General features: G+C 44.6%; 21 protein-coding genes. 4 read left to right on the top strand and 17 right to left on the bottom strand.

What is annotated here, in order from left to right:
* Positions 1 to 5: 5 nt before the first annotated feature.
* The 13 genes from DSM107010_RS21900 to DSM107010_RS21960 all read right to left on the bottom strand — a co-directional run bounded on the left by DSM107010_RS21900 (position 6) and on the right by DSM107010_RS21960 (position 15263).
* The gene (locus DSM107010_RS21900; protein ID WP_106167707.1) at positions 6 to 320 is read right to left on the bottom strand and encodes a Nif11-like leader peptide family natural product precursor; all 315 of its coding nucleotides are present in this window, start codon (positions 318 to 320) and stop codon (positions 6 to 8) included.
* Positions 321 to 343: 23 nt separating this feature from the next.
* Positions 344 to 658, bottom strand: coding sequence for a Nif11-like leader peptide family natural product precursor (locus tag DSM107010_RS21905; protein WP_106167706.1), 315 nt, complete (start codon positions 656 to 658; stop codon positions 344 to 346).
* Between the two features lie 14 nt (positions 659 to 672).
* Positions 673 to 1371, bottom strand: a complete 699-nt coding sequence (locus tag DSM107010_RS21910; RefSeq protein WP_106167705.1) for an EthD domain-containing protein — start codon at positions 1369 to 1371, stop codon at positions 673 to 675.
* Between the two features lie 117 nt (positions 1372 to 1488).
* Positions 1489 to 3180, bottom strand: a complete 1692-nt coding sequence (locus tag DSM107010_RS21915) for a thiamine pyrophosphate-binding protein (RefSeq protein WP_106167704.1) — start codon at positions 3178 to 3180, stop codon at positions 1489 to 1491.
* Between the two features lie 99 nt (positions 3181 to 3279).
* On the bottom strand, positions 3280 to 4134 hold the full coding sequence (locus DSM107010_RS21920) for a type 1 glutamine amidotransferase domain-containing protein (RefSeq protein ID WP_106167703.1): 855 nt from the start codon (positions 4132 to 4134) through the stop codon (positions 3280 to 3282).
* Between the two features lie 127 nt (positions 4135 to 4261).
* Positions 4262 to 4990 carry a DJ-1/PfpI family protein gene (locus tag DSM107010_RS21925; protein ID WP_015153205.1) on the bottom strand — a complete coding sequence of 243 codons (729 nt, stop codon included), beginning with the start codon at positions 4988 to 4990 and terminating at the stop codon, positions 4262 to 4264.
* Between the two features lie 10 nt (positions 4991 to 5000).
* Positions 5001 to 7010 carry an AGE family epimerase/isomerase gene (locus DSM107010_RS21930; protein ID WP_015153206.1) on the bottom strand — a complete coding sequence of 670 codons (2010 nt, stop codon included), beginning with the start codon at positions 7008 to 7010 and terminating at the stop codon, positions 5001 to 5003.
* Positions 7011 to 7593: 583 nt separating this feature from the next.
* Positions 7594 to 8502 carry an AraC family transcriptional regulator gene (locus DSM107010_RS21935; protein ID WP_106167702.1) on the bottom strand — a complete coding sequence of 303 codons (909 nt, stop codon included), beginning with the start codon at positions 8500 to 8502 and terminating at the stop codon, positions 7594 to 7596.
* Positions 8503 to 9259: 757 nt separating this feature from the next.
* The gene (locus tag DSM107010_RS21940; protein WP_106170780.1) at positions 9260 to 10378 is read right to left on the bottom strand and encodes a Gfo/Idh/MocA family protein; all 1119 of its coding nucleotides are present in this window, start codon (positions 10376 to 10378) and stop codon (positions 9260 to 9262) included.
* 278 nt (positions 10379 to 10656) lie between these two features.
* Positions 10657 to 10914 carry a hypothetical protein gene (locus tag DSM107010_RS21945; protein WP_106170777.1) on the bottom strand — a complete coding sequence of 86 codons (258 nt, stop codon included), beginning with the start codon at positions 10912 to 10914 and terminating at the stop codon, positions 10657 to 10659.
* A gap of 123 nt (positions 10915 to 11037) precedes the next feature.
* Positions 11038 to 12594: a SulP family inorganic anion transporter gene (locus DSM107010_RS21950; protein WP_106170775.1), complete on the bottom strand. Its 1557-nt coding sequence runs from the start codon at positions 12592 to 12594 to the stop codon at positions 11038 to 11040.
* Between the two features lie 838 nt (positions 12595 to 13432).
* Complete coding sequence (locus DSM107010_RS21955) at positions 13433 to 14614, bottom strand: homospermidine biosynthesis protein (protein ID WP_106169618.1); 1182 nt, start codon at positions 14612 to 14614, stop codon at positions 13433 to 13435.
* 118 nt (positions 14615 to 14732) lie between these two features.
* Positions 14733 to 15263, bottom strand: a complete 531-nt coding sequence (locus DSM107010_RS21960) for an O-acetyl-ADP-ribose deacetylase (protein ID WP_106169616.1) — start codon at positions 15261 to 15263, stop codon at positions 14733 to 14735.
* Positions 15264 to 15364: 101 nt separating this feature from the next.
* Here DSM107010_RS21960 and DSM107010_RS21965 point away from each other — a divergent pair, with 101 nt between their 5' ends.
* The 3 genes from DSM107010_RS21965 to DSM107010_RS21975 all read left to right on the top strand — a co-directional run bounded on the left by DSM107010_RS21965 (position 15365) and on the right by DSM107010_RS21975 (position 17966).
* Positions 15365 to 16687 carry a glutamate-5-semialdehyde dehydrogenase gene (locus tag DSM107010_RS21965; RefSeq protein ID WP_106169613.1) on the top strand — a complete coding sequence of 441 codons (1323 nt, stop codon included), beginning with the start codon at positions 15365 to 15367 and terminating at the stop codon, positions 16685 to 16687.
* Between the two features lie 137 nt (positions 16688 to 16824).
* A complete protein-coding gene (locus DSM107010_RS21970) occupies positions 16825 to 17322 on the top strand; it encodes a DUF427 domain-containing protein (RefSeq protein ID WP_106169610.1) in 498 nt (165 codons plus the stop codon).
* 248 nt (positions 17323 to 17570) lie between these two features.
* Entirely contained in the window at positions 17571 to 17966 is a 396-nt protein-coding gene (locus tag DSM107010_RS21975; protein WP_106169620.1) for a calcium-binding protein, read from the top strand.
* Positions 17967 to 18091: 125 nt separating this feature from the next.
* Here DSM107010_RS21975 and DSM107010_RS21980 read toward each other — a convergent pair whose 3' ends face one another.
* Positions 18092 to 18391, bottom strand: a complete 300-nt coding sequence (locus DSM107010_RS21980) for a small RNA NsiR4-regulated ssr1528 family protein (protein ID WP_106169569.1) — start codon at positions 18389 to 18391, stop codon at positions 18092 to 18094.
* Between the two features lie 22 nt (positions 18392 to 18413).
* Here DSM107010_RS21980 and DSM107010_RS21985 point away from each other — a divergent pair, with 22 nt between their 5' ends.
* A complete protein-coding gene (locus DSM107010_RS21985) occupies positions 18414 to 18983 on the top strand; it encodes a hypothetical protein (RefSeq protein WP_241994304.1) in 570 nt (189 codons plus the stop codon).
* A 96-nt stretch (positions 18984 to 19079) separates the two neighbouring features.
* Here the strand turns inward: DSM107010_RS21985 and DSM107010_RS21990 are convergent, their stop codons facing one another.
* The 3 genes from DSM107010_RS21990 to DSM107010_RS22000 all read right to left on the bottom strand — a co-directional run bounded on the left by DSM107010_RS21990 (position 19080) and on the right by DSM107010_RS22000 (position 22969).
* On the bottom strand, positions 19080 to 19343 hold the full coding sequence (locus DSM107010_RS21990; protein WP_241994305.1) for a hypothetical protein: 264 nt from the start codon (positions 19341 to 19343) through the stop codon (positions 19080 to 19082).
* Positions 19344 to 19404: 61 nt separating this feature from the next.
* Positions 19405 to 22599, bottom strand: coding sequence for a phosphoenolpyruvate carboxylase (locus DSM107010_RS21995; RefSeq protein WP_106169567.1), 3195 nt, complete (start codon positions 22597 to 22599; stop codon positions 19405 to 19407).
* A 124-nt stretch (positions 22600 to 22723) separates the two neighbouring features.
* Positions 22724 to 22969, bottom strand: coding sequence for a hypothetical protein (locus DSM107010_RS22000; RefSeq protein WP_106169566.1), 246 nt, complete (start codon positions 22967 to 22969; stop codon positions 22724 to 22726).
* Positions 22970 to 23508 lie beyond the last annotated feature (539 nt).

Genomic DNA, 23508 nt, shown 5'->3' on the forward strand with positions numbered 1-23508 from the left:
CTTTTTTACCGGTTTAGAAACTCATCAATCTCTTTTTGGGATAAACTATCAATGACATTGGCAGCGAGATATTCCAGATAGTATTTGCCCCACATTGTTTCCCACAAACTAAATGTCAAATCGAAATTTTCCCCTAATTTATTCGCTAAATAAATCTCAAGTTCCCAAACAGTGTCGTCGAATTCTTGCTCGGTGAACTTATAACCTGCTTGCGCTGCATATGCCAAAACTTCTAGTTTAGGAAGAGTTTTTAATTTGGTTTGCAATTCGGACTGGTGGACGAGTTTTTGTAAAAAATTAACAACTTCTATTCTTGCCATAGGATTTTGACGAGTTTAAAAACTTAGTTAAGAAACTGTTTTAGTTCTGCCTCAGAAAAAGCCTGAAATAATTCTTCAACTACATAGTGCAGGCGAGACTTGCCCCACATTTTCCGCCATAAACTACTATTAGCGCCGATCGCTTCACCCATTCTCTCTGTAATAATTTGAGTTTCCATGCCTCCAATAACCTCAGCTAATTCCTCACCATTAAAGCTGTAACCCAAACTTTTAGCGTGAAAAATAACTTCGGGTAAGTTTTTCTGCTCGAATTTTTCTAGCAATTTCGTATCGCTATGACAAGCTCTAAAAAAATCAATTACGCTTGCTTTCGACATAAACATAATCTCCTCTAACGAAAATCTGGACCAATAATCCAGTTTTCACTTGTCACCATACTATGAACGTAATTAGTTTCAAAAAGATGCCCAAATTCCGGTAGAATTAGATTTTCATATTCTGGCGAATTCAAAGCTTTCTCAAGAGAAGATAAATCATCAAACCAAAGTTGCGATACACAGTCGAGAATAGACTCACCGATCGCATAAAAACTATCGCGAACGTGGCATTGAAGATAGCGTTGCAAACCTGGAATTTTCATAACTTTAGCAGCATGACCGCGCAACATAGTTTGACGAAATTCTGCTAATGGCATTCCAGCTTTTCGCTTCACCATGATCAAAAGCTTGATGCGCTTAGAATCTCTTTGTAACGGTTCGCCTTCCATTAAAACGTGAGCTGTAGTATCTAGCCCAACCGTCCGCCAAAATGCTGCCCAGTTTGGTTCATCTCGTCGCGCTCCTTCGATAAACTCTTTAGACTGAAGCGAAGCAATTTGTTCTGCTTCATTTTCTAACCAAATTTCAGCAACACCACTAAAAAGCGGATCTACTGGCTCGGCTCCAAAAGGAATTCTGAGATCGATTAAATACCTTCTAATTTGAGGAATTTTGCTGGCATAATTTACCGCATGAATGTTAATCCAATAGTCTTGAAAATCTTTCTCACTCATCCCTGGTCTGGGATGGGCAAATATTAATTGGTGAATCATGGTGAAGAAAGGGTGTGGGGTGTAGGGTGTGGGGTGTGATGGGGAGAATTCAGAATTAATTTTGAATTTTGAATTTTGAATTTTGAATTTTGAATTGCTCCCCCAGCTCTCTTCTCCCTAGCCGATCGCTCCTGGGACTTCATTACTAATGACAAGATCGATCAGGAAAGGACCGTTGTGGAACAGAGCTTGAGCGATCGCGGGTTTGATCTGCTCTGGTGTTTCCACGCGCACGGCTTGTACTCCCATCGCCCGTGCTAGCTCGTCAAACCGCAGATCGGGATGACATAAATCGAAAGATGCAGGAAATTCGGCTTGCGGAAGCTGCTGTTCTTGCCAATACTGCAAAATATTCAACTTTAGAATGCGATAGCTGCGATTGTTGCAGATGACAAATTTAGCGTCGATATTGTGGTGAGCAGCCGTCCACAATGCTTGGATCGTGTACATTGCGCCACCATCACCCGAAAAACCAATCGCCGTTTTATCGGGATGGGCGAGCTTAATCCCAATTGCACCAGGAATACCCACACCGAGAGAACCACCCCGCGTCTGAAAATAATGCCCCAGCGTCGTTGGTGGAATGTAGCGACACAGCTCTTCAGAATGAGTAATAGCCTCATCGAAGACGATCGCGTTTGGTGGTAAATGTCTGGCGAGTTCCTCAGCAAACTGTGATAAATGCAGAGGTACTATGTCATGCACAGCTTTGTCAGCTTCAAACTGTTCCGTCATGTGCTGCTTTTTCGTTTCAGCAATTTGAGCAATTCTTTGACCGACTAGCCGCTTTTGCTCGGCAGTCATTATTTTTTCTAATTCAGCACCCAATTTAGCAAGGGTCATTTTCGGATCGCTGACTATACCGAGATCTACAGGGAAATTTTTAGCAATTTCGTAAGCATTCAGATCGATATGAATGATTTTTGTATTAGGTGCAAACGCACCGGATAATGCAGGAAAGACTTCGGGGAAAACATATGTACCGCAGATCAGCACGACATCAGCTTGAGATGTAATGCGACTGCTGACTTCGCCAAACATATGACCTAGCAAGCCACCAAACAACGGATGGGTTGCACTCATATTTGGTTCCGATGAATCCGAACCCCAGACTTGAGCGCCAGTTAATTCGGCGACGCGGGTTAATTCTGCTTGAGCGTCGGAATAAGCTATACCATCACCAACGATCATCAGTGGTTTGGATGCTGTAGCCAGCATTGACGCTGCTTTCGCGATCGCCTCCGGTTCGGGAGCAACTCGCGTAATGGGGATCGAGGTGGGAACGACTTCTTCCTCATTTGGCGCATCCAACACATCCATTGGCAGAGAGACAAAAACCGGACCCATCGGTGGCGTAGCGGCAATTTTGATCGCTCGACGCAATACCCGCAGCAGCGAACTCGGATGAACGACCCTAGTTGCCCATTTAGTGACAGGCTTTGCCATACTTACTAAGTCTGCTGCCATCTGCGCATCCATCGCATCGTATTGGATGCCAGATTCACCCGCCAGTACCACTAGCGGCGCATGACCGCGCATTGCTTGATACAACATTCCGATCCCATTACCCAGACCAACGCCACTATGCAGTTGCACGACAGTAGGCTTTTTAGTAGAGCGAGCGTAGCCATCAGCAGCTGCTACCGCGATCGTTTCTTGTAAGGCAAGAATGTATTCAAATTCTGGATAATAATCGCTGAGTGCATCGAGAAACCCCTCTTCAGATGTACCGGGGTTGCCGAACATGTAGCGGATACCATCAGCAAGTAATTGCTCGATAATTGCAAATCTACCGTTTCTTTTTTCCATGATTTTTTCCTTTTAGAGAGGGAGCAGGGAGCAGTGACCAGTAACCTGTAATTTCTCCCTTGTCTCCCTTGTCTCCCTTGTCTCCCTTGTCCTCTTCCACTACCAGCCGTACCGTCTCAATCCCTTTTCCAAAACCTCTACCAACCGCTGACCAGTTGCATAGGAGTCTGGGGTGGAACGACCTGTGACGAAGGGGTAATCGACAATGACTGAAACTTCATGCCCGACGTTACCGTGGAATTGCCCTTCTGGTCCCGTAGCATCGCGCAGAATGTACTCTAGTGGATAGAACGGAGGACCGAAGTTAATATCACCTAAGTTAGGATTGACGTTCGCTCCCATAAATCCCGTACCGTCTTTGTAGTCATATTCCAAACAATGACCTGTAACGTGCTTGCCCCAGATAATGCTTTTGCGATCGTTGATGTCGCGGGCAAAGGCAAGGCAGGGAACGCCATAACATTCGGCAGCAATGGGTTTATCCATTTGATAGAAGTTGAGGATCAAATCGTGGACTCTTTGGTTGTTGACCAAATCCACCAGAGGACCGCTACCACCAACGATTAACATCGAATCGTATTGACTTAAATCTTTGGCGCGGATTTCCTCAAGTCTGCGGTAGTAGGCTTCCATTTCCCGCAGAAATTTAGGAGAACTCCAATAAGGTTTTTCAGGTAGCCAATCTCTCAAGCTGATTGGATTATTTAAGCGGGGGTTATTGGGGTCGTCTATAGCGCGGACTTTCTCTGCCATTTCTTGAGAAACGACAGGGCGACCTAAAGGCGGATCGACGAATGTAGCATCCATGCTAGGGGTGAGGGCTACAGGTCTTTTGCCTGTTGGCGTTGCAAAGTCCACTTGATACCCAGCAGCATCGAAGGTTTCTAGGGGACCGATCAATTCTTCGCCCCAGTAACCCCATTCCGATAGAATAATCAAAATCTTTCTAGTCATTGGAACCTCTTTTGGTAATTGGTAATTGGTAATTGGTAATTGGTAGTTGGTAATTGGTTGTAGGGGCGAGTTTGTTCCTAGATTTCTGTACCACACAAGTTATTTGTTAGGTAAAACCGCCCGCACATTAGTGCGTAGTTAATTCCGAATTCCGAATTCCGTAGCTTGCTTCCCCGCAGGGGTATTCCGAATTCTGCTTGATTTGAGTCGCGATCGCATCGATAAATGCGTGAACATCATGTCCTGCTCGTCCCGTTACCATGTCGCCGTCGATCGCAATATTTTTGGGGTCGTTTGGCTCGGAATTAGCAGGGGGTGGTACGTAAATTGCACCTGCATTCGTGATGTCTGCTAAGACAACTTCGTGACAAATCACTCGTCGTCCTTTCAGTAGCTCTGGCATTGGTGTAAGCAACCATAACCCGTGGCACAGCAGCCCTTTGATGATTTTGGGATTCGCCATTGCTTTAGCAAAGAATTGGACTGCTGGAGCGGTGCGAGTCTGTTCTGGACTGATTTGTTGTCCTTGTGGGGGTTGAAAGTAGCGCAGGCGGACGCTGGTGTAATTTGCAGCCATGATGACAGCTGCATATTCATTGAGATCTACGTTTTGAAAGTCTATGTTGACTTCTAATGTTGCAAGGGGCGCTTCCTGTCTATTGATCCGATCTGCTACTTCTACGCTATCGACATCAGCGGCAAAGCGAACGCTGGGCTGTTCCCATAGCCGAGACATCAAATCTACGGTTGCACCTAGTTCGGCAAAGCGTGTTTGATATGCTTCAATCTCGTAGGGAATGTATTCAGTTTCAACCAGTACGGCGATTTTCTTGCCTTCAAGCATTCTCGCGGTCATGTGTTTGCTCCTACGCGCTTAAAGGCTTCAGTTGTACGACGATTTCTGCTTCCGAACCGAGTTGAAATTCTTTTTCGCTCAGATTAATTCGGAAGTTATCGGGATCGATATCATCGCGATCGCTACCATCAATGCTGATGCGGCTAACCTGCAAGCTATGAGGTCTGACAAAATCAGGTAAGACATTGATCGAGCGCTGCCGACAATTTTTATTCGGTTTGAAGTAAAGGCAGAAAGGTTGTTTCGTGACGTAAGAACTCACGTATATATGAGCTAAATAATTTAGCTCGAAGGCATGGTAGCCGGAGATCGCGTGTCCGCCTTTATTCCCATAACCACCTTGAATTATGGGCATTCCGCTTTCGGTGACTCGGAAAAAGATCCCTTTGCTGTCTTGATCGAGGAAGAATAAATTCCAGAAAGCGGCTGTCTCTTGCGCGAGTTCTAAATACTTTTGCTTTTGCGTCTCATCTTCATTACTGCAACCATGCAGAATTAAGTAGGCTAGGAGAGCCTGTTCTTGTTGCCAAAAGTCTTTTGTGTTGCTCCAAGGGAATTCTAATGGAAATCCGTTGCTGGGATGGCGCTCTACAGTATCAAAAATTCCGCCTCGGAATAGATCGACACCAATCTCAGCCATTGTCGAACCTAATTTATCTGCAAGCTTCATCAACTTATCGGCAAACTGTTTTGTTGGCTCTGCCGCTTCTGGGTTTTCAGCTACGGATTTATCAGCTGTAAAGTAGTAGTAATTAGCAACGCGAGTCAGGTTCCAAGCAATCTTTAAGTTGTGTCCGATCACGGCACGATTTTGCTGCCAGCGCCAAGATTGATCTGGTTGCCAGTTGCGGAAAAACCTCTCGTTCACAAATGGTATGCTCGAATCTGGATCGGGAAACTGCTCGATGATAATCGTGCTGGTCGTGTGGAGAATCTTTTTGCAGATATTTAAAAACTTCTGAAGTTCTTCAAAGTTGCCACAAGTTCTTGGCAATGGCTCAAGAGCTAAGATCAGATTGACCAAATAAGCTGGAATATGGTCTCCAATGGAATTCCAATTTTTCCTCGCTTGATTGTCACCTAACGCCTCATTATCCCAACTTAGGGTTGCATAATCGAGGTGTGAGAAGTAATCTCCAAAAGCATTCTCGCCATACTTCGATTCAAAATCTAGATAGTAATCGTTAAAGGTACGAATTGTTCGTTGAATATCATCTAGTACTTCCCAGTCGAGAGTAATTCGATAGTATTGGGCTAATCCAGCTAAGGCATATATTTGTTCGTAGAGCGGAATTGTGTTGAGATCGTCACTATTTTGCGATGTCATGTACAGTTGATAGCTGTAATCTGTCTTGCGCTTACCAGATGCCCAAAAACAATGTTTGCCATCGCTAGTTAAGCCGCGAAAAGTTTCTCTTTGATACTGAACTCCCGCACGCGCCGCTGATAAATAGCTTTCGCATCCAGTGAGTAAGTAAGCAGAAGAGAGACCGTAGATCAATCGCGATAGCGTCGAACTTTCTTGCAGGTTATCATCGGTACGCAAACCGATAATGTTTAAGTTAGTCTGATACAGTTTGAAATCATCAATTTCATAAGTCATCTTATTTGGAAATAAGAAACCTAACCAAGTATCAGCTAAACGAGCAATTTGAACCAACCACCAATGCGTTTGCTCGAATAGGAATTTGCCGTCAGGAGCATGTAAGATATTAATAATTCGCGCATCGAGGCGGCGATTGGGATCGTCTTCAAGATAAACTCCTTGAACGGCAACTAAGCGATCGCGTTGAATATATTTTTTGACTAACTGTGACGGACTCCAAGCAAAGCCTTCTGGAGTTGGATAGCGATCGCGGTTAATTCCATCTAAATTTTGTACAAACTGAAATTGGGTTTCTCTACCTACATTGACGACGAGTTCGTCACCACTTCTGCATTTAATATGAAAGGCAGCTTCTTGCTCTCTGATTTCAGTCACGTTACCCATTAGGGTCGTACTAATTGTAAACTGTCTCATTGTTTTTGTCCTCGAATTAGGGCTGATTGCATCATCTCAACCTTCAAAAATGTATCGATATTTCAACTTTGCGATCGATATAATGCAGAAATCACAAACTACTATTCGCAAAATCATCAATTTTTTTCAAATCAGAGCATTAACTGAAGAAATTGTTAAGTAGAACTATGTTTTAAAGTTCCGCTCGTTTGACTACATTACATTGGTCGATCGCCCTTGCTCTATTTGTTCTATGTTTACTAGTTTATGCAAGATAAACTCGAACATCAATGGACATTTTTTTTGTACAATTGGACATTTTTTATGAAAAAGATTAGCAGATCGATTCGATATTTTATACTTGTGGCTTCTCTTCACTCAATCTCGCTAAAATTATGCAAGTGAAAGATTAATTTACATTCAAATCTTTGAGTGCAAATAATCAGTAGGGTGGGCATTGCCCACTCTACTTGTGACTTCAATTAGCTAAAATTATGTAAGTGAAAGATTAATTTACATTCAAATCTTTGAGTGCAAATAATCAGTAGGGTGAGCGTTGCCCACCCTACTTTTGACTGTTAACTTTTGATTGTTAACTTTTATGCTAGCCGCGATACATAACTCGCCATGCCTGGGGGGTTGTGCCGTTCAGTCGTCGAAATAGGCGACTGAAATAACCCGCATCACAATAGCCAACTGCTTCAGCAATTTGAATGACAGCCAGATCGGTTTCTAAAAGCAAGCGACGAGCTTCTGTCATCCGACGTTCGACAATCCAACTTAGTACAGTTTTACCAGTCTCTCGACGAATCATATCAGTGAGATAAGCAGGAGAAAGGTTAACCTCTTTAGCCACTTCTTGCAGTCCGATGGAGTTGCGATAATTAGCATCAATGAAGCACAAAACTTGTTTTACTATGGGGCGAGCTTGCAGCGAAGATTTTTTTGATTCAGGTAGTTCAGATGCAGCGAGTCTAGCAGTTTCTATCAGTAATAGAATTAACAGAGCGCGGGTTGCTTCAGTAGAACCAAATCCCCGATCGCAGAGTTCGCTTTTGAGCTGTTCCAACAGAATTAACCAACGCGATCGAATCTCAGTTGGAACGTAATAGTGTTTGGTTCGGGCATTTTCAGTTTGAACAAATGAGTTTAGCAGGCGATCGGGTAACATTAAGAGCATATCGGCTTCAGCACGGGTAGGGTTAAGAGCTTCGGCACTAAAACCAACAACCCACTTAGTTGCATCATCGAGTCCACTCGGATCGTGAACCTCACCAGGAGCGAGTAAAAATAGATCTCCAGGTTTAGCCCAAATAGGGCGATCGCCTATTGAATACCAACCTTCACCCTCTTCAACAAAAAAAAGTTCAAAAAATGTATGAGAGTGAGGGCGTGATAATTGTGAATTTGAAGAGCCTGTAGAGTGAAATACTATTATGCTTTGTTGCTCGGGGGTTTGTTCAGGTAAAGTCAGAGTCCGCAGTGGAATTGCAACGCGATTAGCTAACTGCATGACAAAATATGATATAAAGGCTACTCTACTTAATCACTACAGGCAGAGTTTGCTACTTTCCAGAATCATGCTTAGATATTTGCCAAGCTTTTCTAATGATTTGTAATAGAATTCTCACGAAAAAGAAGCTTTTAAAAAAAGTGTGTGCGTAGTTAAAGAAAAGTTATGTAGCAAATTTTACTACTTAAAAATCTCAATTCTTTATTAATAATTAAAATTAACTTTTTTGCGCATAATCGTTTTTTCTTGTCCATATACGTGTTGTTTGCGCTGTAAAACAACTATGTTAGCGTCAAGAATTGAGTGATACTTGCGTAAATATAGCCTTTGCCATAAGCGATCGTCGCTCTATTCCACTCTATTTCATGAGTTGAAATCGCTCGGGATCGGCAAATAGCCTTATCTTTTCGTGCATCAGTCTTACGATCTCATTACACGAGTGTTGTCCGATCGCTAAGAGCAAGCGATTTTACTTAGCTACTTTCGTTTTCAAAGCTTTGCACAACAACGGGTTTCAGTCTTTAAAGTAGTTTGACTTGTCAGTATAAAATATTGCATTTAATTTTAAAAATATAGTAGCAGAGGACAAAAAATCACCTTTGCTTAGACCTCCTGCGTAAATATTTCTTAACAAACTCAATTGCCTGATTTGTAGGGAGCTTTAGAGATTTCTAACTTTAGGAAAATAGCCTTATTTCGTATTCATGCAGGAGGTCTCTTGCATCAGATTCAGTATTCGTGACATGATGACTAATCGTTAAGAGTTTCCTGAAGGATCGGCAGCGTGAATTAGTTCTGGCTGATGAATCGGCGGACGCTCGATAATTTGAGCGGCTGAAGGATGTTGTTGCTTTTCTAGCTTGCCTAACTTGACAGGGCTACCAGTTTCAATAGCGCGATCGAGGGCGCGGATAATGCGAATATCGTTTAAACCCTCAATCCCTGATGGCTCAGGATCTTTGTTTTGTAGTATGCAGTCAGCAAAATAAATTAATTCTGCGGCAAACTGATCGGTAGGTGGAAAAGTCCGTTCCTGAGTTTTACCATCGATTGTCAGGTAATGCGTTAGCGCTCCTTGAAAATCATAACCAGGATCTAGCCGCAAATCTCCTTTCGTACCAACGATTTGATAGCTCCCTACCGGAGCAGCACCGAAGCTACAAGTAAACGTTGCTATCCGATCTTCGGGAAACCGCAAAGTGACACTGTACATTTCTGCTACTTCCTGAAAACGCGATTCTGGCTTGCTAGCCGCCACAGCGAAGACTTCCACTGGCTCGTCTTGAAATATGTAACGAGCGGCATTAATGCAGTAGATGCCCATGTCGTCTAGAACGCCACCACCCAAAGCTTTTTTGACGCGGACGTTTGCCTCTTCTACCTGCTGGGCAAACACCGAGCTAAAAAACCGTGGTTCGCCAATTTGTCCTGATTTCACAATTTCTACTGCTTGCATATTTGCAGGCTCGAAATGCAAGCGATAGGCAATCATCAGTTTGACGTTACGATCTTGGCAAGCTGCAATCATTGCCTCGCAGTCTTGCTCCGTAACTGCCATTGGTTTTTCGCAGAGTACGTGTACCCCAGCTTGTGCGGCTCGCACGGTGTACTCTCGATGCAGGTGATTGGGTAAGCCAATGTATACAGCATCAACCTCACCACTCTCAAGGCAGCGATCGTACTCTGCATAAGAATAAGTCTTTTGCACCTTATATTTTTTGCCCAAATCCTCTCGCTTGGTTGGATTGTCTGAAACCAGAGCCACTAATTCAGCATTTTCAGCATTGGCAAAGGCTGGTAGTACTGCGACTTGGGAAATCCACCCCAAGCCGACTACTGCATAGCGAATTTTGCGCTGTTCGTTTGAGGCTGTCATGTGTTACTCCTGGCTTCCGTCTATATAATGCAATTGAGCGATCGCTACTTGAAGTAGATATTACTGCTCGTGCGCTCTCTACTCTCTATTTGTCAAACTATTCACAATTTTTCTCAACCACCCAACTATAGTAAAAAGCCAAGCAGATTCTTTCCTCTAGCCAATGGTGCGAGTTATTTTTCTCAAAGCTCTACCTAACGGATGAGTCCAGTATATATTTGCGGTCAAGACAGCGCCTCTAAAACTCCGATCTCCTCGGCTGAGCAGCGCCCAAGTTACTACGAATGGCGATCGCCTTGTTTTTGTTGCTCCAGCAACCGCAATCTATACTCATTCTGCTGCAACAACTTTCTAATAGCACTAGAAACAAGCAGTATTATCAATAGCTGAAGCTGCCAAGGAGCTAAAATCAAACTCAAAATCAAACTAACAACTGCAATGACAGCGGTAAGATATGCTATTTCACCTGGGCATTTTTGGCAAAGATAACCAGTAAAAAAACAAGTTGCTAATGGAATCAGAAAAATCAAATTCATAAGCTTCTACTTGTCGTTGTAAATCGGGAGTCGGAAATCGGGAATCGGGGAAGAGAGCAGAGGGACACAATCAAGTCACAAGTCACAAGTCGTGCATTCGCAAGTAAAACCCGCACTACTCCCTCAAGCAGCGATCGCCCGTCCAGGTAAAAACGGTCTGCGGAAGCGGTCTTCTAAACCATCCCACTGCATAACTACCTGACTTCCCATCTGTTCTTGTTGCTTTGCCCACATCGAGATCAAGTCCATGCTGGAGTGGTCGATGTAAGCCAGCTTGTCTAAGTGAACGTGCAGTTCTTTTTGAGGTGGCAATTGTTCTAAAGCTGCTGCTAGTTTGGGCAACCGAATAAATGTTGCTGCTCCCTCTAAGTAGATATCGATTCGAGGGCGATCGTCGTCTCGTTGCATATGGATATTTAAGCGAGACATTTTGTACAGCAGTGTCATTGCTGTTAAGACGATGCCAATCAATACGCCTGAGAGCAAATCTGTGACAACAATGCCGATAAAGGTAGCGAAGAAAATGGCGAGGGGAGCTTTCCCGTAAAATTTCAACTTGCGAATGTGTTCGACCTCGATCAGTTTAATACCTGTTACCAACAGAATCGCCGCTAAGCTGGAGGTGGGAATCATCCGCAGCAAACCAGGGGCAGCAACGACTAAGATTAGTATCCAAACACCGTGCAGAATAGCAGATAATTTTGTTTTTCCGCCCGCTTCGACGTTTACCGAACTACGAGCAATTACCCCTGTCATTGGTAACGCCCCCAGTGCGCCGCAAATCATGTTGCCAATTCCCTGCGCTGAAAGTTCTTTATCAAAATCTGTTCTCTCACCTGAGTGCAGGCGGTCTACGGCAACAGCAGAGAGTAAACTTTCGGCACTGGCGATAAAGGCGATCGCTAGTGCTTCCAAAATCAGTGGTGCGTGCAGCAAGCGAAATAATCCAGCAGGTTGCGGTAATTGTACTGCTTCTAATAAATTGCCAGGGACGTTGACATACTGGATTGGCAGTCGTAGCGAAGTGGCGATCGCCGTGGTTAAAACTACACCAATTAATGCTCCGGGTAATAATCGTAAAGATTTGGGTTTAAACTTGTCCCACAGAATAATTGTGATAATGGTGGCGATCGCAATGAGTGCGGCAATATGATGGTTGCTGCTAGCAGGGGGTAAGATTGCTTTTTGAATTGAAGCGGGAATAGCAAGCAAATTATCTAACCCGTGGGTGTGAGGTTTTTCATCAATGGCAACATGGAATTGAGAGGCAAAAATTAACACGCCAATTCCTGCCAGCATTCCATAAATTACGGCTGGGGACATGGCACGAAAGATCTGCCCGAGTTTGAACGCTCCCGCCAGCCATTGCATGAAACCTGCTAATAGCAGCACTGGACCTAACATTTCGATTCCGTATTCTTGAATCAGTTCCGCAACGACCACTGCTAGTCCGGCAGCGGGTCCGCTTACCTGTAAGGGTGAACCGGAAAAAATATTGACCACTATCCCGCCGATAATGCCCGTAATTAAGCCCTTTGCTGGTGGTACTCCAGAGGCGATCGCGATCCCCATACATAAAGGTAAGGCGACGAGAAAGACGACGATTGAGGCAAGAAAATCATTGGTTGCAGAGCCGCGAATGAAAGCGCGTTTGTTTTTGATCCCTTCTCGAATTCTCATGCTTTCCTCCATTTATGACTCTATTTATGAATTGCATCGAGCGCTTTCTAGCAGCGATCGGACATCACCAACATCTTTTTCAGTTCCGCTGATTCGACTGGCGAAAATTAGTAAATGAATTCATTTGTGCATTTTGTGTGCAGTCGATCTTTTTTCTCGTTCTGCTCCATTTTTCGTAGCACAGTTAACAAAAAATCGGATAAAGTAGAGTTGGACGGTCGAAAAAGATTTGATCTTTTGTTTTCTATTTTGTTTCAGACTTGTTTCATCACTAATATCAAATTGACCAAACCTCAAAATATTTTTACAAGCAGCACAAAGCTACCGTTCGCCTTTAGAACAGTTAACAGGATGCTTGCTTGCTAGTTACTAGCGATCGCCTCGATCTTAGCCAAGACAGGAACAATGCCAGCCATGATGAACAGTTCAGCCACTCTTTTGATGATTTTGAGAGGCGAATTTCATCAAGATTTACTTATCTTAATGATAGAGTAACAACACCTAAATATTCAAGGATTTTTGTGAGTTTTGCATGAAGCTTGAATGAGAAAGTTCTCACGTTTATCTAAAACTGGCAGTAATCCAGGTGAAATTTGATGATAAACATTGCATAAAGAAAGCTATGAGATTTTTCAGCCATGCCGTCTTGTATCTTAACCAATAAAAGTGACAATTTCGTAACAAGTCAGGAGCTAAAAATTTGCGATTCAGGTTTAAATTGTTAATCAGTTAATATTATTTTTTCAAACTTCATCTATCGAAAGATAGGTAAGTTTAAATAAAAAAAATCTCCTAGCTTTTCAGTCAAGGTGGGCATTGCCCACCCTACATTTGAATTTCATGAAGAATGTTGTGGAATCACTCTTCCACAGGGATAAGTCGCGATCGGTTGTTCTGTAGCAGCATCAGCCACCGCAGCCGGAATCTTATCTGTGGGCTGAGTTTTAGCAGCTAAGTAATCGGTGCGGAGTTGTTCTAGGATCTGTTCGCGGCGATCGTATAGGCGTTTCAGGGGACGCTGGGGACACTGGTTGAGAACGTATGCGGTAACGAGGGGAAGGGCGATCGTGCTGTCGGTATAACAGACAACTGTACTGGGAAGTTCTTCAGGATCGATTTTTCCCCAACTGACAGCTTCGCTGGGGGTAGCTCCAGATAAACCGCCAGTATCGGGACGCGCATCGGTAAACTGGATAAAGTAGTCGTGTCCCCGTTCTTCCAACCCTAGTACTTCGTGAAGTTGGGGTTGGGTTTGCAATAAGAAGTTTTTGGGACTACCACCACCAAGGATCAACGCCGCGCTTTTCCCTTCAAATTCTCTAGCAGAATAGGCGATCGCGGCTGTCTCATTTACATCTAGCGACGGATCGAGGATTAACTTCGATCCTTCCAAAGCCAAAGCTGCAACATTCATCCCAATCGAACTATCTCCAGGCGAAGAAGTGTAGATCGGTACGCCGCATTCATAAGCCGTCGCCAGTAAACAAGAATGTTTTACCCCAACTTGCTTTTCAACTTCACGGATGTATTTACCCAGCAAGTAGTGGAATTCTGCCGTTCCCATGCGTTTTTGGAAAGGTTCTGCTTGGAGGATCTTACGAATAAAAGCATCTGTTTCCAGCAGCACGTCATAACCGAACATAATATCGTAGATGCGAATCGTGCCTTCCTGACGCAACTTCACATCGTCTACAAACGGATTACCCTTATACAGTTCAAAACCTAAACCATAGTGCATGTCGTGATAGAGATTCGCACCAGTACTGATCGCCCAGTCGATAAAACCATGTCGAATTAGCGGCGCTAAGGCAGAAACTCCATATCCAGCAGGGGTCATAGCTCCTGATAAGCTTAAACCTACAGTGACACCCTCGCGAAACACCTCTCGACTCAATAGTTGGCAAATTTCCCGCAATCGTGCCGAATTATATGCTGTGAAGTAATTATCGATCAGATCCACAACGCTAACATCCGCCGTCATGGGTGCGGGATCGATCTTGTTGCTGGGCAGTTTTGACATTATTTCACTCCAAATTAGAAGGTATAAGGAGAACAAGGGGACAAACCACATTGTAGAGACGTTACATGTAACGTCTCTACAATGATTACCGACTCCCGACAAAAACAGATACGCCGATCTAATTTAGCGATGTTTCACCCACTTGTTGCAATGCTTTAAGAAAGCGATCGCATGTCGATTGACTAAAACAGACAAGAATGACTTGCGAGATCGAATCATTGGTAGACAAAAAAGCCTGAACTTCGCTCACAGCAATTTGTGCGGCGCGATCGACAGGAAAGCGATACACGCCCGTACTAATAGCAGGAAAGGCAATGGTTTTAATTCCATGTTGCACTGCTAAAGTCAAGCTACTACGATAACAACTCGCTAAAAGTTCATCCTCACCGCGATCGCCACCTTCCCAAACCGGACCGACTGTATGAATCACCCACTTGGCGGGTAAGTTATACCCTTGAGTAATTTTAGCTGCACCTGTGGCACACCCCTTTAACTGACGACATTCTGCTAACAACTGGGAACCAGCCGCGCGATGAATTGCCCCATCTACGCCACCACCACCCAACAGTGAATTATTAGCAGCATTGACGATCGCATCCACCTGCAACTGAGTAATATCACCTTGAATCACTGAAATTCTCTCTACCATTACCAATTACCCATTACCAATTACCCATTACCAATTTATTTCAACATCAAACAGCACCCAGATTTTGTTACACTTTGGCTGGATATCTTTGAGATCGATTCATGACTGCCACCCAGATCGAATCCCATTCCCTCAGTGCGATCGCTCTTTCTACTCGCGATGCCGCGCGTCAACTTGCAGTCTTATCTACCGAAGCGAAAAATCGAGCAATTGAAGCGATCGCTCAATCATTAGAAGCCCAGGCTGAGGAAATTTTGGCAGCAAATGCGGCTGATTGCAAAGCAGCTGAAGCGGAAAAAATTGCCAAACCACTATACAGTCGCCTCAAATTGGATGCAACTAAACTCAAAGATGCGATCGCGGGGGTGCGAGATGTGGGTAAATTACCCGATCCCGTCGGTGCGGTGCAGATTCACCGTGAATTAGATACAGGGTTAGTTCTTCAGCGAATTACTTGCCCTCTGGGAGTATTAGGTGTCATCTTTGAAGCTAGACCCGATGCAGCAATTCAAATCTCCTTATTGGCAATCAAATCGGGAAATGGTGTCATCCTCAAAGGTGGTAAGGAAGCCGTGCGATCTTGCGAGGCGATCGTCAAAGCGATCCACCACGGACTTTCTCAAACAGAAATTAATCCAGCCGTAGTCCAATTGCTGACAACGCGAGAAGAGACAATGGCACTGTTGCGATTAGATGAATATGTCGATCTGATTATTCCCAGGGGTTCTAACTCTTTCGTGCGCTTCGTACAAGAAAACACCCGCATTCCTGTTTTAGGTCATGCAGATGGTATCTGTCACGCTTACATAGATAAAGCAGCTGATATTGCCAAGGCAGTAGAAATTACTGTTGATGCCAAAACCCATTATCCCGCTGCTTGCAATGCCATAGAAACTCTATTAGTACACCAATATATTGCCCCTGAATTTCTACCATTAGTTGCCCGTGCGTTACAAGAACGTCAAGTAGAATTGCGCGGTGACGATCGCACTCGCAAAATTATCGATGTAGCCGCAGCAACCGAGGCAGATTGGACGACGGAATACAGCGATTTGATTTTGTCAATAATGGTGGTAGATTCTCTAGAAGAAGCGATCGCCCACATTAATACCTACGGATCGCGACATACAGAGGCGATCGTCACTGAAGATCCGATAACTGCCAAAACATTTTTAGCCCAAGTCGATGCAGCAGGAGTTTATCATAACTGTTCGACTCGCTTTGCTGATGGTTTTCGCTACGGCTTTGGTGCAGAAGTTGGCATCAGCACCCACAAATTACCACCCCGTGGTCCTGTTGGTTTAGAAGGATTAGTTACATACAAATACCAGCTAACAGGCGACGGACACATCGCTGCTACCTACACGGGGACGAATGCTAAATCTTTCACCCACAAAGATTTAGGTTATACCAATTCTTTATGACTATGCCGCAGAAGATCCCCCCAACCCCCCTTATTAAGGGGGGCTATGGGCGGTTCCCCCTTGTTAAGGGGGCTAGGGGGATCGGCTCTTTGCAACAATATCTACCTTCAAACATTGATAACTACAAAAATTAGCATATGGCGCATCCTCAACGCATTCAACCCGCTGCTGGTCAAGAATCAGTCTGGGATTACCCCAGACCTCCTCGATTGGAGGATGTTAACAAGCAGATTCAAATTATTTTCAATGGTGTAGAAATTGCCAATACTCGCCATGCCAAGCGCGTACTCGAAACCAGCCATCCTCCGGTTTACTATATCCCTCCTAGCGATATTAAAATGGAGTACCTCGTCAGAACACCCAATTCGAGTTTTTGCGAATGGAAAGGTCGAGCGGGATATTACACTATTGTTGTCGGCGACAAACAGGCTGAGAATGTAGCTTGGTTTTATCCCGACCCAACGCCAAGTTTTGCCACGATTAAGGATTATGTAGCTTTTTATGCCCATGTCATGGATGCTTGCTATGTCGATGGGGAAAAAGTACAGCCTCAACCAGGTAACTTTTATGGCGGCTGGATTACGAACGATATTGTGGGACCATTTAAAGGCGTTCCTGGTAGTTGGGGTTGGTAATTTTTAAGCAGGGTGTAGGCTGAAGGGTAGCCTCATCACTCAATTGAGAAAATTGAGAGGATTTTACATGGAAGAAATTTTGGTTTTTTTCATTTTTTCATTTAAAGGTATTGAATACACATTCATAAGGTAATTTCAGAATTCAGTGCTTTAAAATTTTTAACCTCATTGTCTAGCTAGTATTGCTAGCATCTAGAATGTTTGTGCTTGGTAATGTTCACGCTCAGCCTATTGTGGTGAGGTTTCCTATGTCCGAGTTGGAAATCGACGCAAGCAGAGAAGAAAGAATCGAGATGGAAGTTGTCGTTGATGCTTATGACGAAGAAGAACGGCGACTAGGTTGGTATTACTATCTCGATAACAAAGTTAAATTTCCTTTCAACGCCATTTGGATTTCAGAAGAGCGTCCGATTGATTCGGAAGATGAAGTAGAAATCGAAGGTGAAGAAGTCGAAGTTATCGGAATGGCATCGGAAGAAGAATGCCAAGACGATATGTATGTAGAAATTGTTTATCAAGAAGAGGGTACGGAAGATACTTTTGCCGTACCTTTATATGATGTCGTACCAATGGAAGTTGATGACGACACGTTAGAAGCGATCGAAGATTGGTACTATTGGGTCGAGCGCGGCTATGAGTGGTAATTGAGGGAGCAGGGAGCAGTTATCAGTGACCAGTGACCAGTGACCAGCGATCGCGACCAGTTATATTTCTCCCTTATCCCCCTTGTCCCCCTTGTCCCCCTTGTCCCCCTTGTCCCCCTTGTCCCCTATTTATTCCCGTAATAAAAAGCGACTTCCTTATCTTTAAGTGGAACAAAACCAGCGTCGAGTAACATTTGGTTGAGTTCCGCTTGGGGGATGTGCTTCGCACCGATGCGCACGATCCGCGATCGCATCGTATTTGACACGCCACTGCGCTGTCTTCCAGCTTCTAGCGCCATGACTTGATGGTAAAGCTCCAACTTGACAGGAGGAATTGGGGAGCCGTCCAAATCGATCCCATCCGCGATCGCGCGATCGACGGCATCTGCTCCCAAAGTGTTATCTAGTGACGTTTCCGCAGACATGGCTATATGAGAAGATCTACGGATGCATTCTACCAAGAGAGATTGGCAAAATCAAAACAAAAAGCATCGACAGGAATTTTTCTGTTACAAATGGAAAAAATCTGCTCGGTTGTGCGTGAAGCGAAGCTATCCCGAAGGGAATCGCCTACTTGTCACTCTCAACATTTTCGATCTAACCTCAAGCCAGCCACTCACAAGCGCCACTATGTCAGACTCTCTCAAACCCAACTCCAACGACCGTTCGTTGCAAAGAGCATTTACTAACAGGATTGTAGACGAGTATTTTGACCATACTGAAAGTTGGTTGCGGGCAATTTTGCGCATGTCTGTCTTTTCTCTGACTTACCTTGACGGACACTCAGCCATGCTAATTGAATGCCCCAACCAGGCTGTAGCTAGGCGGCTCAGTCGCAAAACAACCCCTCTACAACAAGTAGTATCTTACATCAGTAGCAGCTACCCATATAGCCACCGCGTCTTGATTTGCTACCAAGAAGCAGAACAGTTGAGCTGGCGCTGTTTTGACACGAATACCAATACGTGGAAGAGTTGGGAGAGCTTGCAAACACCTACTGCAACCAGCGACCAGTGAACAGTTATCAGTTGTCGTCGGGGCGGGTTTAGCAAGCAGATTCACGGGCTTTAGCCATAATCTTCACTTCATACCCACCCGTACAGTTATCAGTTGTCAGTTGTCAGTAGCCCTTCGTTGTGTTGCCAAACCAGCCAGTAACGCACCTACCACTTCGCCAACCCAAAATCCAGTGGTACTACCTTGCCAGAGCGCTCCTGGGATCGCCCAAGCTTGACAAATTTCCTTGCCTCCCCACTGGAATTGTTGACAGTTTTGCTGGTGTACCCATGCACTAATTTGCCCACCTGCGATCGCACCAAAACATCCCGCTGCCAACGCTACAAAGGTGCAAACCAACATTCTTTTTTTATTTGTCATTGGTCATTTGTCATTGGTCATTTGTAAATGCGATCGCCAACTCCCAACTACCAACTACCAATCAACCAGTATTCCTCATCCCGGCAGCAATCCCATTGATAGTTAACAATGCACCGCGCAATAATTCGCCTTTACTATGACGAGAATCGATGATGCCTGTCGTACTCGGGTTGCTATATTGCCGCAGTCGCTTCAGCAACGAAACCTGCAAAAATCCTAACGGTACAATCGTGGCGCTTCGCAACTGTACGGACTGCTGTAGGACTGGATCGCCATCGAGCAGGCGTTTATGACCTGTAATACTCAGTACTAAGTCAGTTGTGAGGTGAAACTCTTGCAAAATTTGCTCGAATAGCCGCTCAAATCGTTCTAAGTCTTGGGGTTTCGATAACTCCTTGACGTAGTGATGAGCGATTTGCATGTCTACTTTTGCCAGCGTCATCTCTACTTTAGAAATTGCCATTTTGAAGAAGGGCCACTTCATGTAGAAATAACGTAGCAATTTGAGATGTTGCTCGGGTTCCTCGTTTAAGAATTCCTGCAAAGCTGCGCCAACACCATACCAAGCAGGTAAGAGAAAACGGCTTTGCGTCCAACTAAACACCCAAGGAATTGCCCGCAAACCACTTAAATCTTTTTTTCCGCCTTGTCGTCGGGCGGGACGAGAACTAATTTGAAGTTGGCTGATCTCGTCAATCGGAGTTACTTGGTGGAAAAAGTCAATGAAATCTGGTTGTTCGTAGATCAGGGCGCGATAATGTTGCCGCGATCGCGCCGCTAGCTCTTCTAATATTTCATTCCACGGTTGAATATTATCAAATCCCGTGCGTAGCAAGCTAGCCTGAATCACGGCAGTCGAAATCGTTTCCAAATTGTAAAGCGCCAACTCTGGCAGCGAGTATTTAGAGGCTAAAACTTCACCTTGTTCGGTAATCTTAATTCTGCCATTAATACTATGTCCGGGTTGAGCCAAAATTGCCTCGTATGCAGGACCACCACCGCGTCCTACTGAGCCACCGCGTCCGTGAAAAATTCTCAAATCGACTCCATGCTGTTCGGCAACTTGTTGGAGTGCTTTTTGCGCTTTGTGAATTTCCCAATTGCTGCTGAGAAACCCAGAATCCTTGTTGCTATCTGAGTAACCCAACATCACCTCTTGTAAGTGAGGAGTGAGGGGAGAGAATTCGGAATTCGGAATAGACGCTGACGCTACACTGCGTGAACGGAATTCGGAATTCGGAATTAGTTGCGACTGGTGACTTGAATTGCCTGTCTTGTCCCCCTTGTCTCCCTTGTCTGCCTTGTCTTTGCCAGCTCCCTCAGCTCCCTCAGCTCTCTTATACCCTCCCGCTAACAAAGCGCGATAAAACTTCAGCTCGAATAGCTGTTGCATGATGCTGGGGGCGCGTTGCAAGTCTTCTACCGTCTCAAATAGAGGTACAACTTGGATCGTGCCGATTCCTGTTGCTGGATCGTAGAGTCCAGCTTCTTTAGCTAGTAACAGCACCTCTAGCAAATCGCTCAGATCGCGGCTCATGCTGATAATGTAAGTCTGGCAAACCTGCACGCCAAACTCTTGCTGTAACAAACGCACGACACGTAAAGTTTCGATCGCTTCGTTGGTTTTTTCACTAAAAGGTAGTTCGGCGGGAATCAACGGACGACGAGTCTGCAATTCTCCCGACAACCACTTGACTCTTTCTGCTTCTGACAATTCGTTATATGACTGAGGCAGAATTTGTAGATATTCCAACACTTCATTAAAAGCATGGGCGTGGCGAGAAGATTCTTGGCGAATATCGAGGTGAGCTAGGTTAAAGTCATAAATTTCCACCTGGCAGATCAGACTGTCCAGTTCTCGGCAGTTTAAGCCTGTTTCTGACAAGTTGCGTTGAATGAGTCGTAATTCTGCGAGAAAGTCAAGCCCGGATTTATAGACTGCCGTAGTCACGTTCTCTTCTTGAATTTCTTGCTTGCGCAGATTCTTGTTGTACAGGCGCGCGTTACGCTCGAATGTATTCTCTAGTCGCTTCAAAATGTAGGCAAGCTTGAGTCGATACGGTTCTTGACGATACCGCAGGGCAAGTGCTTCATACACTTCGTTCATCTGCAACCGATCCTGCTCCAGAGATTCTAATAAATCTGGCAGGACATCGCTCCAGTGCAGCGATATGCTCAATAAGTTCGTCAGTCGCTTGACTGAATGAATGTATTTTTCCAACACCAACTGGCGCTGATAGCAAGCCGTTTGCCACGTAACCTGGGGTGTCACTGAGGGGTTGCCATCCCGATCCGATCCTACCCAGGAACCAAATTTGCAAAAGTTATTACTAGGCGGACGCAAGCGGGGAAAGGCAGCTGCCAGAGCGTGTTTAAATCTGTGATTCAGCAAGGGAATTTGCTCGAACAGAACTTCTTTGAAGTAGTGCAGGGCGTACTCTACCTCATCTAACACTGCTGGCTTAAATTGGTGTAACTCGTCAGTGCGCCACCAGAGGCGAATTTCTTCTGTGAGCTGTTCCCGCAGGGCTTCTGCTTCCCAAGGATTAGCACCTTCAATACTGCCCGTACTTTCCTCAATCCGATCGAGCTGTTGCAGTAGCTTGGCTAAGCGTCTTTGCTTGTCCCGAATTGTAGAGCGCACGATCTCAGTGGGGTGCGCCGTGAAGACTAATCTGACATCTAACTGGTCGATCAACCGTTGGATGTGTTGCGGCGGTACGTTCATCTGCCGTAGATGGGGAAACAAGGTGTGGAAAGTCCCTTGTTTTTGCTGTTGCTGGGTAGCGTGCCAGTTTTTTTCTAACAGCTCTACGCCAGGATCTCGATTTACATCTGCTGTTTGATGTCCGTTAATTGTGGAGGTGGGTTGTGGCGTTTGATGTAGCTGCTTAGCTGCTTTTTGATGCAAAGCGCGACTGATACTCAGCTGTTGGCGTTGCTCGTAGTGCTGCTCGACAATGTTAATTAACTGAAAATAGAGTGCAAAGGCACGCGCAGCGCGAATTGCTTCGTTCAATTCTAACTGAGAGATTAATTGTACGACTTCCGCTATTTGCTCGTCGATCGCTTGTCCTTCTGACGAGCATAAATCGCGTAATTGCGCCAAGAGATTTACTAATTCTTGACCGCATTCTTGTTTCAGAACAGACTCCCACAACTCCTCTACTGTTTGCAGGCGTTGCCTCAAAAACAAATCAAAGGGAGAGGTGCTGATAGTCAAAGCTTCATCATGGGAGTGGAGGAGCGAAGTCATAGGGTCTGTTCGAGTAGAGCCAGGAACAATTAATAATTGTAGAGTTGAATGCTGTCCTAATTCGTTGTCGAAGCGACAATCTTTATCTTTAATCGAAATCCTGACGAATTAGGCACGATGCAAATTATGCGTCACTAGAGTCTGATGTCGTCTCTGCTTCTGGAAATGGCAAAACTGGCAAGCGATCGCCACGAAATACTTCTTCACTGGCTTGCCCAATAGCTGTGACTGCCTGAGCTACAGCTTTACCTCCAACTAGCCCAAGTAGTAGAGAGCCAGTACCGAGCTGCAATAGGAAATTGTTGGGAATTGAAAAAAATAATACTTTTACGCCTGCGGTTTCTTTGAGGTTGGAATTGGAAGTAGGCATCTAAACCTCGATTGGAGTGAGTCTTTACCTCTATTTTAGGAGGCGCGATCGCGCAAATTACGACTGTTTAAGTCACTTGCTAGGGCTGCTGAAATCTAAATTTTTTTCATCCCCCTTTAGAAATATACCTTATTACATTCAAATATTTCCCCACTGAGGATTTTTCAAATTTATACTACTTTGAACCAACTATTTGCCTACCAATTCTGCTTGACAAAGCAGCGACTGCCCTCACGTCAGTTGCTGCGATCGCTATAAATTTATTACGAATATTACTTACAGACAGAAATTTTCCTCTTTAAATATAACTTTTTTTTATATATATCTTGTTTTAATATTACTTAATAGAATTAACAATATGTGAAATTTTTGCTGAAGTTGTGTAAAGATATATTTACAGGCAACCAAGTACGGAGCCTGATTCATACCAAAGCAAGCAACATTCCTGTTGTTTAATTAGCAATACATAGAACCATGACAACCACATTACAAAGACGCGAAAGCGCTTCCTTGTGGGAACAGTTTTGTAACTGGGTAGC

The sequence above is a fragment of the Chroococcidiopsis cubana SAG 39.79 genome (assembly GCF_003991895.1).
Taxonomy (GTDB): domain Bacteria; phylum Cyanobacteriota; class Cyanobacteriia; order Cyanobacteriales; family Chroococcidiopsidaceae; genus Chroococcidiopsis; species Chroococcidiopsis thermalis.

What these genes read in the sequence shown, in the direction of transcription:
- DSM107010_RS21900 (WP_106167707.1), bottom strand. Translation starts at nt 320, where the DNA reads ATGGCAAGAATAGAAGTTGTTAATTTTTTACAAAAACTCGTCCACCAG.
- DSM107010_RS21905 (WP_106167706.1), bottom strand. Translation starts at nt 658, where the DNA reads ATGTCGAAAGCAAGCGTAATTGATTTTTTTAGAGCTTGTCATAGCGAT.
- DSM107010_RS21910 (WP_106167705.1), bottom strand. Translation starts at nt 1,371, where the DNA reads ATGATTCACCAATTAATATTTGCCCATCCCAGACCAGGGATGAGTGAG.
- DSM107010_RS21915 (WP_106167704.1), bottom strand. Translation starts at nt 3,180, where the DNA reads ATGGAAAAAAGAAACGGTAGATTTGCAATTATCGAGCAATTACTTGCT.
- DSM107010_RS21920 (WP_106167703.1), bottom strand. Translation starts at nt 4,134, where the DNA reads ATGACTAGAAAGATTTTGATTATTCTATCGGAATGGGGTTACTGGGGC.
- DSM107010_RS21925 (WP_015153205.1), bottom strand. Translation starts at nt 4,990, where the DNA reads ATGACCGCGAGAATGCTTGAAGGCAAGAAAATCGCCGTACTGGTTGAA.
- DSM107010_RS21930 (WP_015153206.1), bottom strand. Translation starts at nt 7,010, where the DNA reads ATGAGACAGTTTACAATTAGTACGACCCTAATGGGTAACGTGACTGAA.
- DSM107010_RS21935 (WP_106167702.1), bottom strand. Translation starts at nt 8,502, where the DNA reads ATGCAGTTAGCTAATCGCGTTGCAATTCCACTGCGGACTCTGACTTTA.
- DSM107010_RS21940 (WP_106170780.1), bottom strand. Translation starts at nt 10,378, where the DNA reads ATGACAGCCTCAAACGAACAGCGCAAAATTCGCTATGCAGTAGTCGGC.
- DSM107010_RS21945 (WP_106170777.1), bottom strand. Translation starts at nt 10,914, where the DNA reads ATGAATTTGATTTTTCTGATTCCATTAGCAACTTGTTTTTTTACTGGT.
- DSM107010_RS21950 (WP_106170775.1), bottom strand. Translation starts at nt 12,594, where the DNA reads ATGAGAATTCGAGAAGGGATCAAAAACAAACGCGCTTTCATTCGCGGC.
- DSM107010_RS21955 (WP_106169618.1), bottom strand. Translation starts at nt 14,614, where the DNA reads ATGTCAAAACTGCCCAGCAACAAGATCGATCCCGCACCCATGACGGCG.
- DSM107010_RS21960 (WP_106169616.1), bottom strand. Translation starts at nt 15,263, where the DNA reads ATGGTAGAGAGAATTTCAGTGATTCAAGGTGATATTACTCAGTTGCAG.
- DSM107010_RS21965 (WP_106169613.1), top strand. Translation starts at nt 15,365, where the DNA reads ATGACTGCCACCCAGATCGAATCCCATTCCCTCAGTGCGATCGCTCTT.
- DSM107010_RS21970 (WP_106169610.1), top strand. Translation starts at nt 16,825, where the DNA reads ATGGCGCATCCTCAACGCATTCAACCCGCTGCTGGTCAAGAATCAGTC.
- DSM107010_RS21975 (WP_106169620.1), top strand. Translation starts at nt 17,571, where the DNA reads ATGTCCGAGTTGGAAATCGACGCAAGCAGAGAAGAAAGAATCGAGATG.
- DSM107010_RS21980 (WP_106169569.1), bottom strand. Translation starts at nt 18,391, where the DNA reads ATGTCTGCGGAAACGTCACTAGATAACACTTTGGGAGCAGATGCCGTC.
- DSM107010_RS21985 (WP_241994304.1), top strand. Translation starts at nt 18,414, where the DNA reads ATGCATTCTACCAAGAGAGATTGGCAAAATCAAAACAAAAAGCATCGA.
- DSM107010_RS21990 (WP_241994305.1), bottom strand. Translation starts at nt 19,343, where the DNA reads ATGACAAATAAAAAAAGAATGTTGGTTTGCACCTTTGTAGCGTTGGCA.
- DSM107010_RS21995 (WP_106169567.1), bottom strand. Translation starts at nt 22,599, where the DNA reads ATGACTTCGCTCCTCCACTCCCATGATGAAGCTTTGACTATCAGCACC.
- DSM107010_RS22000 (WP_106169566.1), bottom strand. Translation starts at nt 22,969, where the DNA reads ATGCCTACTTCCAATTCCAACCTCAAAGAAACCGCAGGCGTAAAAGTA.